Raw genomic sequence first — 14,639 nt, forward strand, 5'->3', positions numbered from 1 at the left:
ACCTGTGATCGGGTTATTCATCAGCAATGCTTGCTGGTGGCCAGTTTTCCAGGCGCATGCCCAGAGACAAACCACGTGAAGCAAGCACATCTTTAATCTCGGTAAGAGATTTTTTACCCAGGTTAGGCGTTTTAAGCAGCTCAACCTCGGTACGCTGTACCAGATCACCGATGTAGTGGATAGCTTCTGCCTTGAGGCAGTTAGCAGAGCGGACAGTCAATTCCAGATCGTCAACAGGGCGCAGCAGGATCGGATCGAATTCTGGTTTCTCTTCTTTTACTTCCGGCTGACGTACATCACGTAAGTCAACGAAAGCTTCCAGTTGTTCTGCCAGGATGGTTGCCGCACGACGAATCGCCTCTTCAGGATCGATTGTGCCGTTGGTTTCCATTTCGATGACCAGCTTGTCCAGGTCGGTACGCTGTTCTACACGCGCTGCTTCAACATTGTAGGCAATACGGTCTACAGGGCTGTAGCAAGCGTCAACCAACAGACGGCCGATTGGGCGCTCATCTTCTTCCGAATGAATTCGGGCAGAAGCCGGCACATAACCACGACCACGCTGAACTTTGATACGCATGCTAATAGATGCGTTTTCATCGGTCAGGTGGCAGATCACATGCTGCGGCTTGACGATTTCAACATCACCGTCGTGGGTGATGTCGGCTGCAGTCACAGGGCCAATGCCAGATTTATTCAAAGTAAGGATGACTTCATCTTTACCTTGAACTCTTACCGCCAACCCTTTCAGGTTAAGCAGGATTTCCAGGATATCTTCCTGTACGCCCTCTTTGGTGGAGTACTCATGAAGCACACCATCAATCTCAACCTCGGTCACCGCGCAACCCGGCATGGAAGAAAGCAGAATACGGCGCAGTGCGTTGCCAAGAGTATGGCCAAAGCCACGCTCTAACGGCTCAAGGGTCACCTTGGCGTGCGTCGAACTCACTTGCTCGATATCTACCAGGCGCGGTTTTAGAAACTCTGTCACAGAACCCTGCATTGTGTCCTCTCTTTGGTACTAAGCTTTACTTAGAGTAAAGCTCGACGATCAGGTGTTCGTTAATGTCCGCAGACAGATCAGTACGTTCAGGAATACGCTTGAACACACCTTCCATCTTAGTAGCATCAACTTCCAGCCAGGTTGGCTTTTCACGCTGCTCAGCCAGCTCCAGAGCGGCCTTCACGCGAGATTGCTGTTTGGCTTTCTCACGGATGCTTACGACATCATTCGGAGATACCTGATAAGAAGCGATGTTAACAACGCGACCGTTCACCAGGATAGATTTATGGCTAACCAGCTGACGTGCTTCTGCACGAGTGGCGCCAAAGCCCATACGGTAAACAACGTTATCCAGACGGCCTTCCAGCAGGGCCAGCAGGTTTTCACCTGTGTTGCCTTTCAGACGTGCTGCTTCTTTATAGTAGTTGCGGAACTGACGCTCCAGCACGCCGTACATACGACGAACTTTCTGCTTTTCACGCAACTGGCCGCCGTAGTCAGACAGACGCGGTTTACGCGCACCATGCTGACCAGGTGGTTGTTCAATTTTGCACTTGGTATCGATCGCGCGAACGCCAGACTTAAGGAATAAGTCGGTACCCTCACGACGGCTCAGCTTGAGCTTAGGACCCAAATATCTTGCCATTTTCTTTCTCCAACTAACCTAAAAACGGGCGATTAAACGCGACGTTTTTTCGGCGGACGACAACCGTTGTGAGGGATTGGAGTCACATCAGTAATATTAGTGATGCGGAAACCAGCAGCGTTCAGAGCACGAATTGTTGATTCGCGTCCTGGACCCGGACCCTTAACCATAACTTCCAGATTCTTAATACCGTAATCTTTCACTGCTTCTGCACAGCGCTCTGCAGCTACCTGAGCAGCAAACGGAGTAGATTTACGTGAACCGCGGAAACCGGAACCACCGGCGGTTGCCCAACCCAGTGCGTTACCCTGACGATCAGTAATTGTAACGATGGTGTTGTTAAAAGATGCATGGACATGAGCCACGCCATCTGAGACTTGTTTTCTTACACGCTTGCGTGCACGAACTGGTGCCTTTGCCATTATTTACTCACCCCGATTATTTCTTGATCGGTTTACGCGGACCCTTACGGGTACGTGCATTGGTCTTAGTACGCTGACCGCGAACTGGCAGACCACGACGATGGCGTAAACCACGATAGCAACCAAGGTCCATCAGACGCTTGATGCTCAGGGTGATTTCACGGCGCAGATCACCTTCAACAACGAATTTACCAACTGCTTCACGCAGCTGTTCAATTTGTTCTTCAGACAGCTCTCTGATCTTAACATTTTCAGCAATACCCGTTGAAGCGCAGATGGCTTTAGAACGAGTTTTACCGATACCGAAAATCGAAGTTAATGCGATAACGGTATGTTTTTGATCAGGAATGTTAATGCCTGCTATACGGGCCACTATGCACTCCTATAATTAAACAAATGCGTCCCATGCTGAAAAGCCCGTTTTCAGGATACTCAAATGGTAACGCATCGACATACAAAAGATTGGCTGGCTAATCTAGCCAGCTCAACCCGACTTTGCAAGAAAAATATGTGACAATATCAGCCTTGGCGCTGTTTATGCTTTGGCTCGGCGCTGCAGATCACACGTACGACACCGTCGCGGCGAATGATTTTGCAGTTACGACATAATTTCTTGACGGAAGCACGAACTTTCATTTTTACTCTCCGTAACTTCTCAAGCACCCGAATTAACGGCCGTAGCCCTTCAGGTTAGCTTTCTTCAATGCAGACTCGTACTGACTCGACATCATCAGAGTTTGCACTTGAGCCATAAAGTCCATGATGACGACCACTACGATGAGCAGCGATGTGCCGCCAAAGTAGAATGGAACTTTCATAGCATCACGCATGAACTCCGGGATCAGGCAGATAAAAGTAATATACAGTGCGCCGATTAAGGTCAGACGTGTCATTACTTTATCGATGTACTTCGCCGTTTGCTCTCCCGGACGAATTCCCGGTACGAATGCACCAGACTTCTTCAGGTTATCTGCTGTTTCACGTGGGTTGAAAACCAACGCCGTGTAGAAGAAACAGAAGAAGATGATTGCAGTCGCATAGAGTAGCACATAAAGCGGCTGTCCTGGTTGCAAATACAGCGAAATTGTTGTCAGCCAGTTCCAACCGGTACCGCCCCCGAACCATGATGCTATGGTCGCCGGGAACAGAATAATGCTGGAAGCAAAAATAGCTGGGATTACACCCGCCATATTCACTTTCAACGGTAAATGTGTGCTCTGTGCAGCATATACACGACGACCTTGCTGACGTTTAGCGTAGTTGACCACAATGCGGCGCTGGCCACGCTCGACGAAAATAACAAAGAACGTCACTGCAAATACTAGAACTGCAACCAACAGCAACAGAAGGAAGTGCAGGTCACCTTGCCGCGCTTGCTCGATGGTATGGCCAATGGCCGGCGGAAGTCCCGCAACAATACCTGCGAAGATAATGATCGAGATACCGTTACCGATACCTCGCTCAGTAATCTGTTCGCCCAGCCACATCAGGAACATTGTCCCAGTAACCAGACTTACAACAGCGGTAAAGTAGAATGCAAAGCCTGGATTCATTACCAGCCCCTGCATTCCAGGCATATTCGGTAAACCGGTAGCAATACCGATCGACTGGAATACAGCCAGAACCAGTGTGCCGTAGCGAGTGTACTGGCTAATCTTGCGACGACCAGCTTCACCCTCTTTCTTAATCTCAGCTAACGCTGGATGAACCACCGTCAGCAGCTGGATAATAATAGAAGCCGAAATATACGGCATAATACCCAGAGCGAAGATTGAGGCACGACTGAGAGCACCACCAGAGAACATGTTGAACATTTCAATGATGGTGCCACGCTGTTGCTCAAGCAGTTTGGCAAGTACAGTGGCATCGATACCGGGGATTGGAATAAAAGAGCCAATTCGGAAGACAATGAGTGCACCGATTACAAACAACAGTCTGCGCTTCAGTTCACCAAAGCCACCTTTGGCACTTTGAAAATCTAATCCCGGTTGCTTTGCCATCTGCTACTTATTCCTCGATTTTACCGCCAGCAGCTTCGATTGCAGCACGAGCACCTTTGGTGACACGCAGACCGCGAACCGTTACCGGTGCAGAAACTTCACCAGAAAGAATCACTTTCGCGAATTCAATCTGAACACCGATAATATTGGCCGCTTTCAGCGTATTCAGGTCAACAATACCGCCTTCAACTTTCGCCAGATCAGACAGACGAACTTCTGTAGTGATCATTGCTTTGCGAGAGGTGAAACCGAATTTCGGCAGACGACGGTACAGAGGCATCTGGCCACCCTCGAAACCGCGACGTACGCCACCGCCAGAACGAGAGTTCTGACCTTTGTGACCACGACCACCAGTTTTACCGAGGCCAGAACCGATACCACGACCCAGACGCTTAGAAGCGTGTTTAGACCCTTCGGCCGGAGACAGAGTGTTTAAACGCATCTCTTACTCCTCCACTTTCAGCATGTAGGAAATCGCGTTAATCATACCGCGTACAGCAGGCGTATCTTCACGCTCAACGGTGTGATTGATGCGACGCAGACCCAAGCCAACCAGAGTCGCTTTGTGCTTAGGCAGGCGGCCGATTGAACTGCGGGTTTGTGTAATTTTAATTGTCTTAGCCATCGTGATTACCCCAGAATTTCTTCAACGGATTTACCACGCTTGGCAGCGACCATTTCCGGAGAATTCATATTGCCCAGGCCATCGATAGTTGCACGAACCACGTTAATCGGGTTGGTAGAACCATACGCTTTAGCCAGAACGTTATGTACTCCAGCAACTTCTAAAACGGCGCGCATTGCACCGCCGGCGATGATACCGGTACCTTCAGAAGCTGGCTGCATGAACACACGAGAACCTGTGTGAGCACCTTTAACAGGGTGCTGCAGGGTGCCGTGAGTCAGCGCGACGTTAATCATATTGCGACGGGCTTTCTCCATCGCTTTCTGGATCGCTGCTGGAACTTCACGCGCTTTACCGTAACCAAAACCAACGCGGCCGTTACCATCACCCACTACAGTCAGTGCGGTGAAGGAGAAAATACGACCACCTTTTACAGTTTTAGATACACGGTTTACCGCGATCAGTTTTTCCTGCAGTTCGCCAGCTTGTTTCTCGATGTTTGACATCTTAGACCTCTACCTTAGAACTGAAGGCCAGCTTCACGGGCAGCATCTGCCAGTGCCTGGACACGACCATGATATTGGAACCCGGAACGGTCGAAAGAGACATTGGTAATGCCTTTCTCAACAGCGCGCTCAGCCAGAGCTTTACCTACAGCTGCAGCGGCGTCTTTGTTACCGGTATACTTCAGTTGTTCGGCAATAGCTTTTTCTACAGTAGAAGCAGCAACCAGAACTTCGGAACCGTTCGGGGCGATCACCTGTGCGTAGATATGACGCGGGGTACGATGTACCACCAGGCGAGTAGCACCCAGCTCTTTGAGCTTGCGACGTGCACGGGTCGCACGACGGATACGAGCAGATTTCTTATCCATAGTGTTACCTTACTTCTTCTTAGCCTCTTTGGTACGCACGACTTCGTCGGCGTAACGAACACCCTTGCCTTTATAAGGCTCAGGACGACGGTAGGCGCGCAGATCAGCTGCAACCTGACCAATCAGCTGTTTATCCGCGCCTTTCAGCACGATCTCAGTCTGAGTTGGACATTCAGCAGTGATGCCGGCCGGCAGTGCATGGTCAACAGGGTGAGAGAAGCCAAGGGCCAAGCTCACAGAGTTGCCTTTAACAGCTGCACGATAACCAACACCAACCAGTTGCAGCTTCTTGGTGAAGCCTTCGGTAACACCGATAACCATGCCGTTCAGCAGCGCACGAGCAGTACCTGCTTGTGCCCAACCATCCGCATAACCTTCGCGTGGAGCGAAAGTCAGGGCGTTGTCTGCATGCTTAACTTCTACAGCACTGTTGATAGTACGAGTCAGCTCGCCGTTTTTGCCTTTGATCGAAACTTCCTGACCGCTGAGTTTTACCTCTACGCCCGCAGGAACAACGACAGGTGCTTTTGCAACACGAGACATTTTATTCCTCCGATTACGCTACGTAGCAGATAATTTCGCCACCAAGACCAGCTTGGCGCGCTGCACGATCAGTCATGACACCTTTAGAGGTAGAGATTACAGCGATGCCCAGACCAGCCATTACTTTTGGCAGCTCATCTTTTTTCTTATAGATGCGCAGACCTGGACGACTAACACGCTGAATGCTCTCTACCACAGCCTTGCCCTGGAAATACTTTAAAGTAACCTCCAGCTCAGACTTGATATCGCCTTCGATTTTAAAATCTTCAATATAGCCTTCTTCCTTCAGCACGTTGGCAATTGCCACTTTCAGCTTGGAGGAAGGCATAGAGACCGCAACTTTGTTCGCGGCCTGACCGTTACGGATACGGGTCAGCATATCCGCGATCGGATCTTGCATGCTCATCTGTGTTACTCCCGTGATTCAAATGGTGACAATTACCAGCTAGCCTTTTTAAGACCCGGGATTTCACCGCGCATTGCGGCTTCACGGACCTTGATACGGCTCAACCCAAACTTCCGCAAGAAACCGTGCGGACGACCTGTCTGACGGCAGCGGTTACGCTGACGGGAAGGGCTGGAATCACGCGGCAGACTCTGCAGCTTGAGAACGGCATCCCAACGATCTTCGTCGGATGCGTTCACATCAGAAATGATCGCTTTCAGTTCAACGCGCTTGGCGAAGAACTTGTCTGCTAATTTCACACGCTTAACTTCGCGTGCTTTCATCGATTGCTTAGCCATTAAGTAACCCTACCTTACTTGCGGAATGGGAATTCAAAGGCAGCCAGCAGAGCACGGCCTTCATCATCAGATTTCGCAGTAGTGGTAATGGTAATATCCAAACCACGAACGCGATCGACTTTGTCATAATCGATTTCTGGGAAGATGATCTGCTCACGAACGCCCATGCTGTAGTTACCACGACCGTCGAACGACTTAGCAGATAAACCGCGGAAGTCACGAATACGTGGTACAGCAATAGTGATCAGACGCTCAAAGAACTCCCACATACGCTCACCGCGCAGAGTTACTTTACAGCCGATCGGATAGCCCTGACGGATTTTGAAGCCTGCAACAGATTTGCGTGCTTTGGTGATCAGCGGTTTTTGACCGGAGATTGCTGCCAGGTCAGCTGCTGCGTTATCCAGCAGTTTCTTGTCAGCGATCGCTTCACCAACACCCATGTTCAGGGTGATCTTCTCGACCCGAGGGACTTGCATGACAGAATTGTAGCCGAACTCTGTCATGAGTTTCTGGACTACTTCGTCTTTGTAGTAATCATGCAGTTTCGCCATCGTACTACTCCAAATTACTTGATAGTTTCGCTATTAGACTTGAAGAAACGGACTTTTTTGCCGTCTTCGAATCTAAAGCCTACACGGTCAGCCTTGCCGGTTGCCGCATTGAAGAGTGCAACGTTGGAAGCTTGAATAGCAGCTTCTTTTTCAACGATGCCACCTGGCTGGTTCAGGGCCGGAACCGGCTTCTGATGTTTCTTAACCAGGTTGATACCTTCAACGATGACTTTACCAGAAGTCAGGACGTTCTTTACTTTACCGCGTTTACCTTTGTCTTTGCCGGTAAGCACGATAACTTCGTCGTTACGACGGATTTTCGCTGCCATTGCTCGCTCCTTAGAGTACTTCTGGTGCCAGAGAGATAATTTTCATGAACTTTTCAGTACGAAGTTCACGAGTTACCGGCCCAAAAATACGCGTACCGATAGGTTGCTCGCTGTTATTGTTTAAAATAACGCATGCATTACCATCGAAGCGAATGACAGAACCGTCCGGGCGACGAACACCCTTCCTGGTGCGCACCACTACCGCTTTCAGGACATCACCTTTTTTCACCTTGCCACGAGGAATTGCTTCCTTGATGGTCACTTTGATGATATCGCCGACGCCTGCGTAGCGACGGTGCGAGCCACCCAGAACCTTGATACACATTACGCGACGTGCACCGGAGTTGTCGGCGACGTTCAGCATAGTCTGTTCTTGGATCATTTTAGTGCTCCGCTAATGTCAACTACTACTTCGGGACCCAAACCTCAGGTCGTTAAAAAGCCCCATAATTGAGGGCGCGGCATTATAACACCGGTTCTCGCACATGGGTAGAAAAAACGAACGGCTCAGACGAGCCGTTCGTTTTATTTTTTAGAGGAAACGGATTCTATTACAGAACCGCTTTCTCTACAACGCGAACCAGCGTCCAAGACTTAGTCTTGGACAGCGGACGGGTTTCGCGGATTTCAACCACGTCACCAATACCGCATTCGTTGTTCTCGTCATGGATGTGCAGCTTAGTCGTACGCTTGATGAATTTACCGTAGATCGGGTGTTTCACGACACGTTCGATAGCAACAACTGCAGATTTCTGCATTTTGTCACTAATAACACGACCCTGCAGAGTACGGATTTTATCGGTCATTACGCCGCCTTCTCAGTCAGTAAAGTCTTAACACGTGCAACATTACGGCGAACTTCTTTCAGCAGATGGGTTTGCTGAAGTTGGCCGGATGCTGCTTGCATGCGCAGGTTAAACTGCTCACGCAGCAGGTTAAGTAGCTCAGTATTCAGCTCTTCAACGCTTTTTTCACGCAGCTCATTTGCTTTCATTACATCACCGTCTTAGTAACAAAGGTGGTTTTGATAGGCAGTTTTGCTGCTGCCAGCTTGAAGGCTTCACGGGCCAATTCTTCCGAAACTCCGTCCATTTCATACAGGACTTTACCCGGTTGAATGAGGGCAACCCAATACTCCACGTTACCCTTACCTTTACCCATACGCACTTCCAGCGGCTTCTCGGTAATTGGTTTGTCCGGGAATACACGGATCCAAATTTTACCTTGACGCTTAACTGCACGGGTCATAGCACGACGTGCTGCTTCGATCTGACGAGCAGTCAGACGACCACGGCCAACAGCTTTCAGACCGAAAGTACCGAAGCTGACATCCGTACCTTGCGCCAGACCACGGTTACGGCCTTTGTGCACTTTACGGAATTTCGTACGCTTTGGTTGTAACATCAGCGACTCTCCTTACTTACGGCCTTTACGCTGCTGCTTTTTAGGTTGAGCAGCCGGTTCCGGTTGTTCAACAGCAGCCATACCACCCAGGATCTCGCCTTTGAAGATCCATACCTTAACGCCGATTACACCATAAGTGGTGTGCGCTTCAGAGGTGTTGTAGTCAATGTCTGCACGCAGTGTGTGCAACGGTACGCGACCTTCACGGTACCATTCGGTACGTGCGATCTCGGCACCGCCCAAACGGCCGCTGACTTCGACTTTAATACCCTTCGCGCCCAGACGCATTGCGTTCTGTACAGCACGCTTCATAGCACGACGGAACATCACACGACGCTCCAGCTGTGAAGTGATGCTATCAGCAACCAATTTAGCGTCCAGTTCCGGCTTACGGACTTCGGCGATGTTGATCTGTGCAGGAACGCCAGCGATTTTCGCGACGACCGTACGCAGTTTTTCTACGTCTTCACCTTTTTTACCGATAACGATACCCGGGCGAGCAGTGTGAATAGTCACACGGATGCTCTTAGCCGGACGCTCGATAACGATACGAGATACAGACGCTTTAGACAGTTCCTTGGTCAGGAACTGACGGACTTTAAAATCGCTGTCCAGGTTGTCAGCGAATTCTTTGGTGTTCGCAAACCAGGTAGAGTTCCATGGTTTTACAATACCCAGGCGAATACCATTAGGATGTACTTTCTGACCCATTGCTAGTCTCCAGAGTCTCAGCGATCGGACACAACCACAGTAATGTGGCTGGTGCGCTTCAGGATGCGATCTGCACGACCTTTCGCACGCGGCATAATGCGCTTCATGCTTGGGCCTTCGTCTACGAAGATTTTCGCGACTTTCAGATCGTCGATATCAGCGCCATCGTTGTGTTCGGCGTTCGCAATGGCAGATTCCAGGACTTTCTTAACCAACACAGCAGCTTTCTTGTTGGTGTAGGTCAGAATATCCAGAGCCTGCGACACTTTCTTACCGCGAATCAGGTCTGCCACCAGGCGAACCTTCTGAGCAGAAGAACGAGCATGGCGATGTTGAGCAATAGTTTCCATCTCTTCCTCCTACTTATTTCTTCTTGGCTTTCTTATCTGCAGCATGGCCGCGATAAGTACGTGTCGGTGCAAATTCACCCAGTTTGTGGCCGACCATTTCGTCGGAAACAAAGACAGGAACGTGCTGACGACCATTATGGACAGCGATGGTCAAACCGATCATGTTAGGGAAGATCGTTGAACGACGGGACCAAGTGCGCAGGGGCTTCTTGTCACCGCTTTCCACCGCTTTCTCTACCTTCTTCAGCAAGTGCAGGTCAATAAAAGGACCTTTCTTGAGAGAACGTGGCATGGCTTATCCTCTAAAATTATTTGCTACGGCGACGTACGATAAATTTATCAGTACGCTTGTTGCTACGGGTCTTCTTACCTTTGGTCTGAACGCCCCACGGAGTTACCGGGTGCTTACCAAAGTTACGACCTTCACCACCACCGTGCGGGTGATCGACTGGGTTCATCGCAGTACCGCGAACGGTAGGACGAACACCACGCCAACGGGTTGCACCAGCTTTACCCAGTACGCGCAGCATGTGCTCAGAGTTGCCGACTTCGCCAAGAGTTGCACGACATTCGGATTCAACTTTGCGCATTTCGCCTGAACGCAGACGCAGGGTAACGTAGGAACCTTCACGCGCAACGATCTGCACGTAAGTACCAGCTGAGCGAGCAATCTGACCGCCTTTGCCTGGTTTCATTTCTACGTTATGAACGGTAGAACCCACCGGGATGTTACGCATCGGCAGGGTGTTACCTGCTTTAATCGCAGCATCAACGCCAGATTGAATCTGATCGCCGGCTTTCAGGCCTTTAGGGGCCAGGATGTAACGGCGCTCGCCATCTTTGTACAGAACCAGTGCGATGTTCGCAGAACGGTTCGGATCGTACTCAAGACGCTCAACAACTGCTGGGATACCATCTTTGTTGCGTTTAAAGTCAACAATACGGTAAGCCTGCTTGTGACCACCACCGATATGACGGGTAGTGATACGACCATTGTTGTTACGACCACCGGATTTGCTGTTTTTTTCTACCAGCGGAGCAAATGGTTTGCCCTTGTGCAGCTCTGGGTTCACCACTTTAACTACGTGGCGACGACCCGGAGATGTCGGTTTACATTTAACAACTGCCATTGTCTTTCTCCTCCGACTTACTCAGCGCCGCCGACGAAGTCCAGATTCTGGCCTTCCTTCAGGGTGACGTAAGCTTTTTTCCAGTCGCTACGACGACCGATACGCTGTCCGTGACGCTTAACTTTCCCTTTAACTACCAGGGTGTTTACGTCTTTAACTTCCACTTCGAACAGCTTCTCAACAGCAGCAACGATCTCTGCTTTGGTCGCGTCTTTAGCAACTTTGAGAACGATGGTATTGGTTTTTTCCATCGCAGTAGATGCTTTTTCTGATACGTGCGGTGCACGCACTACTTTCAGCAGACGTTCTTCACGGATCATGCCAGCATCTCCTCAACTTGCTTAACTGCTTCCGCAGTCATAACGACTTTGTCGAAGGCGATCAGGCTAACTGGGTCGATGCCCGCTGCATCACGCACGTCAACCTTGTACAGGTTACGCGCAGCCAGGAACAGATTCTCATCCAGTTCACCGGTGATGATCAGCACATCTTGCAGCGCCATGTCTTTCAGTTTCTGTACCAGCAGCTTAGTTTTAGGCGCTTCTACAGAGAACGTCTCGACAACGATCAGACGGTCCTGACGTACCAGCTCGGACAGAATGCTTTTCAGCGCGCCGCGGTACATCTTTTTGTTAACTTTTTGACTGTGGTCCTGTGGACGTGCAGCGAAGGTTACGCCACCTGAACGCCAGATCGGGCTCTTTACAGAACCTGAACGCGCACGGCCGGTACCTTTCTGGCGCCAAGGCTTTTTGCCTGAACCAGTAACTTCAGCACGAGTCTTCTGCGCACGAGTACCCTGACGAGCACCAGCAGCATAAGCAACAACAACCTGGTGAACCAGCGCTTCGTTGAAATCACGACCGAAGGTAGTTTCGGAAACAGTCAGCGCGCTCTGCGCGTCTTTCAGTACTAATTCCATTGCTATCCCCTTACGCCTTCACAGCTGGTTTAACAATCAGATCGCACCCAGTTGCACCCGGGACGCCACCTTTGACCAGCAGCAGGTTGCGCTCAGCGTCAACACGTACTACTTCCAGGCTCTGAACGGTTACGCGCTCATTACCCAGTTGACCAGCCATTTTCTTGCCTTTGAACACTTTGCCCGGAGTCTGGTTCTGACCGATAGAACCCGGAACGCGGTGTGACAAGGAGTTACCGTGCGTAGCGTCCTGGGTACGGAAGTTCCAGCGCTTAACGGTACCTGCGAAACCTTTACCTTTAGAGGTACCGGTAACGTCTACTTTTTTAACGTCAGCGAAAATTTCAACACTGATGCTCTGGCCAACAGAGAAATCTTCACCTTCGGTGCGGAATTCCCACAGACCACGGCCAGCGTCAACGCCAGCTTTAGCAAAATGACCTGCTTCAGGCTTGCTCACACGGCTTGCTTTTTTAGCACCGGTGGTAACCTGAATAGCTTGGTAACCATCGTTGTCCAGGCCTTTGACCTGAGTAACGCGGTTTGCTTCAACTTCGATAACGGTTACTGGGATTGAAACGCCATCTTCAGTGAAGATGCGGGTCATACCCACTTTTTTACCGACTAAACCAATCATTGTATCAACCTCTCAATCGCTCGATGACCTGATTAACCCAGGCTGATCTGCACGTCAACACCGGCAGCCAGGTCCAGACGCATCAGAGCATCAACGGTTTTTTCAGTTGGCTCAACGATGTCTACCAGACGCTTGTGAGTGCGGATTTCGTACTGATCACGCGCGTCTTTGTTAACGTGCGGAGAGATCAGAACGGTAAAACGCTCTTTGCGGGTTGGCAGCGGGATCGGACCACGTACCTGCGCACCAGTGCGCTTGGCAGTCTCAACGATTTCCGCGGTTGATTGATCGATCAGGCGATGATCAAACGCTTTAAGACGGATACGGATTCTTTGGTTCGACATGAGACCAAGGCTCCAAACATTTTATAAACGAAAAGAATTACTACCCGCATCCATTACGATTGATGGAGGAGTGTAATCGTTCAGCATATAACTCCCCAATTGGGAGTATTGTTAGGCGATACATAAACAGCTATCCCCTGCGATTCTGCTCGAATCGCGCCACACCAATATCGGCAGGCCCGCGCATTATACGTAAATCAGTTCAGGAAGCAACCCGTGTTGTGTTTTTAACCACATCAATCTGGTTACAGACCGAAAAAAACCCGCAGCAATCGTTTTGACTGAGCGGGCTTGCGTGACGATGGGCATATGGCTAATGTTCGTTCTGATCTTTTAATTGAGATTGAAGATAATTTTGCAGGCCGAGTTTGTTCACCAGATCGAGTTCCGTTTCCAGCCAGTCTATGTGCCCTTCCTCTTCCGTAAGAATCTCAATCATCATGTCTCTGCTGACGTAGTCATGAACCTTGTCGGCATAGGCTATCGCCTCACGCAAATCCTTTGCGCCTTCCAGTTCTAATGCCAGGTCAGATTGCAGCATTTCCGGCACGTCTTCACCGATGCGTAATCGACCTAGATCTTGCAGGTTAGGAATTCCTTCAAGAAAAAGAATGCGTTCGATATATTTGTCCGCATGTTTCATTTCATCGATTGACTCATGATACTCAACGTCATTGAGCCGGGTCAGACCCCAATTTTTGAACATACGCGCATGAAGGAAGTACTGATTAATCGCAACCAGTTCATTCCCCAGCAATTTGTTGAGATGAAATATGATTTTACTGTCGCCCTTCATTTTTTCTTCCTCCGCTTCCAACTAAATAGAGCGTAGATGCGGATGAAAGGAAGTCAAAAAAACGCGACAGTTATTGTGGGTATTAGGAAGTGCAGAATTACTCTATTAAGCTATCTCTTTGTAGAGCGGCACGTTTTGCAGTTCATCTTTCATAATTTCACGCGCAAACCGCACGCACTTGCCACATTGCTTTCCAATGGGAACCAACTGGCGCAATTGTTGAATCGATTTGGGTTGATAGCGGCGAACCACTTCGCGCAGAGTTTTATCACTCACGGCGTTACACAAGCAGACGTACATTTACTGCGGACTCCCGTACAATTTATGATCAAATTGTAAATGAGAATGGTTTTTATTTCAAACGCAGCTTTTATGTGGGATTAATCGAAACGGCAAAATTCAGACATAAAAAAAGAGCACCGAAGTGCTCTTTTTCATGCTGCGATGACTGCCGAAACAGCCATCAACATTAACGCAATTAAGCGATAATTTCAGCAACAACACCCGCACCAACAGTACGGCCGCCTTCACGGATTGCAAAACGCAGACCCTGATCCATAGCGATTGGCTTGATCAAAGTAACGGTCATTTTTACGTTGTCGCCT

29 protein-coding genes and 1 pseudogene are annotated in these 14,639 nt (G+C 49.7%); all 30 read right to left on the reverse strand.

From position 1 onward, the window contains the following. Positions 1-13 precede the first annotated feature (13 nt). Entirely contained in the window at positions 14-1,003 is a 990-nt protein-coding gene (gene rpoA / locus IB226_RS22810; RefSeq protein ID WP_007891688.1) for a DNA-directed RNA polymerase subunit alpha, read from the reverse strand. Positions 1,004-1,028: 25 nt separating this feature from the next. Next, complete coding sequence (rpsD, locus tag IB226_RS22815) at positions 1,029-1,649, reverse strand: 30S ribosomal protein S4 (RefSeq protein WP_007891687.1); 621 nt, start codon at positions 1,647-1,649, stop codon at positions 1,029-1,031. 32 nt (positions 1,650-1,681) lie between these two features. After that, on the reverse strand, positions 1,682-2,071 hold the full coding sequence (rpsK, locus tag IB226_RS22820) for a 30S ribosomal protein S11 (RefSeq protein WP_004160563.1): 390 nt from the start codon (positions 2,069-2,071) through the stop codon (positions 1,682-1,684). A 16-nt stretch (positions 2,072-2,087) separates the two neighbouring features. Beyond that, positions 2,088-2,444, reverse strand: coding sequence for a 30S ribosomal protein S13 (gene rpsM / locus IB226_RS22825; protein WP_034830736.1), 357 nt, complete (start codon positions 2,442-2,444; stop codon positions 2,088-2,090). 146 nt (positions 2,445-2,590) lie between these two features. Further along, positions 2,591-2,707 carry a 50S ribosomal protein L36 gene (gene rpmJ / locus IB226_RS22830; protein ID WP_004160566.1) on the reverse strand — a complete coding sequence of 39 codons (117 nt, stop codon included), beginning with the start codon at positions 2,705-2,707 and terminating at the stop codon, positions 2,591-2,593. Positions 2,708-2,739: 32 nt separating this feature from the next. Beyond that, entirely contained in the window at positions 2,740-4,071 is a 1,332-nt protein-coding gene (gene secY, locus IB226_RS22835) for a preprotein translocase subunit SecY (protein WP_007891686.1), read from the reverse strand. A 7-nt stretch (positions 4,072-4,078) separates the two neighbouring features. Then, complete coding sequence (gene rplO / locus IB226_RS22840) at positions 4,079-4,513, reverse strand: 50S ribosomal protein L15 (protein WP_007891684.1); 435 nt, start codon at positions 4,511-4,513, stop codon at positions 4,079-4,081. A 3-nt stretch (positions 4,514-4,516) separates the two neighbouring features. Further along, positions 4,517-4,696: a 50S ribosomal protein L30 gene (rpmD, locus tag IB226_RS22845; RefSeq protein WP_007891681.1), complete on the reverse strand. Its 180-nt coding sequence runs from the start codon at positions 4,694-4,696 to the stop codon at positions 4,517-4,519. A gap of 5 nt (positions 4,697-4,701) precedes the next feature. Continuing rightward, positions 4,702-5,202 carry a 30S ribosomal protein S5 gene (gene rpsE, locus IB226_RS22850; RefSeq protein WP_007891679.1) on the reverse strand — a complete coding sequence of 167 codons (501 nt, stop codon included), beginning with the start codon at positions 5,200-5,202 and terminating at the stop codon, positions 4,702-4,704. Positions 5,203-5,216: 14 nt separating this feature from the next. Continuing rightward, complete coding sequence (rplR, locus tag IB226_RS22855; protein WP_008104733.1) at positions 5,217-5,570, reverse strand: 50S ribosomal protein L18; 354 nt, start codon at positions 5,568-5,570, stop codon at positions 5,217-5,219. 9 nt (positions 5,571-5,579) lie between these two features. Continuing rightward, entirely contained in the window at positions 5,580-6,113 is a 534-nt protein-coding gene (rplF, locus tag IB226_RS22860) for a 50S ribosomal protein L6 (RefSeq protein ID WP_008104735.1), read from the reverse strand. Positions 6,114-6,126: 13 nt separating this feature from the next. Continuing rightward, positions 6,127-6,519 (reverse strand): 30S ribosomal protein S8, encoded by a 393-nt coding sequence (gene rpsH / locus IB226_RS22865; RefSeq protein ID WP_007891668.1) that lies wholly within the window; start codon positions 6,517-6,519, stop codon positions 6,127-6,129. A 32-nt stretch (positions 6,520-6,551) separates the two neighbouring features. After that, the gene (rpsN, locus tag IB226_RS22870; protein ID WP_007891666.1) at positions 6,552-6,857 is read right to left on the reverse strand and encodes a 30S ribosomal protein S14; all 306 of its coding nucleotides are present in this window, start codon (positions 6,855-6,857) and stop codon (positions 6,552-6,554) included. 14 nt (positions 6,858-6,871) lie between these two features. Continuing rightward, on the reverse strand, positions 6,872-7,411 hold the full coding sequence (gene rplE, locus IB226_RS22875; RefSeq protein WP_007891665.1) for a 50S ribosomal protein L5: 540 nt from the start codon (positions 7,409-7,411) through the stop codon (positions 6,872-6,874). Positions 7,412-7,425: 14 nt separating this feature from the next. Continuing rightward, on the reverse strand, positions 7,426-7,740 hold the full coding sequence (gene rplX / locus IB226_RS22880; RefSeq protein ID WP_007891664.1) for a 50S ribosomal protein L24: 315 nt from the start codon (positions 7,738-7,740) through the stop codon (positions 7,426-7,428). 10 nt (positions 7,741-7,750) lie between these two features. Continuing rightward, positions 7,751-8,122 carry a 50S ribosomal protein L14 gene (gene rplN, locus IB226_RS22885; RefSeq protein WP_006120590.1) on the reverse strand — a complete coding sequence of 124 codons (372 nt, stop codon included), beginning with the start codon at positions 8,120-8,122 and terminating at the stop codon, positions 7,751-7,753. A 169-nt stretch (positions 8,123-8,291) separates the two neighbouring features. Then, entirely contained in the window at positions 8,292-8,546 is a 255-nt protein-coding gene (rpsQ, locus tag IB226_RS22890; protein ID WP_007891663.1) for a 30S ribosomal protein S17, read from the reverse strand. Further along, entirely contained in the window at positions 8,546-8,734 is a 189-nt protein-coding gene (rpmC, locus tag IB226_RS22895) for a 50S ribosomal protein L29 (RefSeq protein ID WP_007891662.1), read from the reverse strand. The genes rpsQ and rpmC overlap by 1 nt, the downstream gene beginning before the upstream one ends. After that, positions 8,734-9,144: a 50S ribosomal protein L16 gene (rplP, locus tag IB226_RS22900; RefSeq protein ID WP_015962145.1), complete on the reverse strand. Its 411-nt coding sequence runs from the start codon at positions 9,142-9,144 to the stop codon at positions 8,734-8,736. The genes rpmC and rplP overlap by 1 nt, the downstream gene beginning before the upstream one ends. 12 nt (positions 9,145-9,156) lie before the next feature. After that, entirely contained in the window at positions 9,157-9,855 is a 699-nt protein-coding gene (gene rpsC / locus IB226_RS22905) for a 30S ribosomal protein S3 (protein ID WP_007891660.1), read from the reverse strand. Between the two features lie 17 nt (positions 9,856-9,872). Continuing rightward, a complete protein-coding gene (gene rplV / locus IB226_RS22910) occupies positions 9,873-10,205 on the reverse strand; it encodes a 50S ribosomal protein L22 (protein ID WP_007891659.1) in 333 nt (110 codons plus the stop codon). Positions 10,206-10,218: 13 nt separating this feature from the next. Continuing rightward, the gene (rpsS, locus tag IB226_RS22915; RefSeq protein WP_001138115.1) at positions 10,219-10,497 is read right to left on the reverse strand and encodes a 30S ribosomal protein S19; all 279 of its coding nucleotides are present in this window, start codon (positions 10,495-10,497) and stop codon (positions 10,219-10,221) included. Between the two features lie 16 nt (positions 10,498-10,513). After that, entirely contained in the window at positions 10,514-11,335 is an 822-nt protein-coding gene (gene rplB / locus IB226_RS22920) for a 50S ribosomal protein L2 (protein WP_007891654.1), read from the reverse strand. A 17-nt stretch (positions 11,336-11,352) separates the two neighbouring features. Then, complete coding sequence (rplW, locus tag IB226_RS22925; protein WP_007891652.1) at positions 11,353-11,655, reverse strand: 50S ribosomal protein L23; 303 nt, start codon at positions 11,653-11,655, stop codon at positions 11,353-11,355. Next, on the reverse strand, positions 11,652-12,257 hold the full coding sequence (gene rplD, locus IB226_RS22930; RefSeq protein WP_007891650.1) for a 50S ribosomal protein L4: 606 nt from the start codon (positions 12,255-12,257) through the stop codon (positions 11,652-11,654). Before rplD ends, rplW begins: the two co-directional genes overlap by 4 nt. 10 nt (positions 12,258-12,267) lie before the next feature. After that, positions 12,268-12,894, reverse strand: a complete 627-nt coding sequence (gene rplC / locus IB226_RS22935; RefSeq protein WP_008104741.1) for a 50S ribosomal protein L3 — start codon at positions 12,892-12,894, stop codon at positions 12,268-12,270. A gap of 32 nt (positions 12,895-12,926) precedes the next feature. Continuing rightward, the gene (gene rpsJ, locus IB226_RS22940) at positions 12,927-13,238 is read right to left on the reverse strand and encodes a 30S ribosomal protein S10 (RefSeq protein WP_006120582.1); all 312 of its coding nucleotides are present in this window, start codon (positions 13,236-13,238) and stop codon (positions 12,927-12,929) included. A 313-nt stretch (positions 13,239-13,551) separates the two neighbouring features. After that, positions 13,552-14,034 carry a bacterioferritin gene (bfr, locus tag IB226_RS22945; protein ID WP_101762566.1) on the reverse strand — a complete coding sequence of 161 codons (483 nt, stop codon included), beginning with the start codon at positions 14,032-14,034 and terminating at the stop codon, positions 13,552-13,554. A 105-nt stretch (positions 14,035-14,139) separates the two neighbouring features. After that, positions 14,140-14,334, reverse strand: a complete 195-nt coding sequence (bfd, locus tag IB226_RS22950) for a bacterioferritin-associated ferredoxin (RefSeq protein ID WP_192237065.1) — start codon at positions 14,332-14,334, stop codon at positions 14,140-14,142. Between the two features lie 178 nt (positions 14,335-14,512). Continuing rightward, positions 14,513-14,639 (reverse strand): annotated as a pseudogene (tuf, locus tag IB226_RS22955) (elongation factor Tu); the annotation flags it as partial.

The sequence above is a fragment of the Pantoea sp. PNT03 genome (genome assembly GCF_014852515.1).
Lineage (GTDB): Bacteria > Pseudomonadota > Gammaproteobacteria > Enterobacterales > Enterobacteriaceae > Pantoea > Pantoea leporis.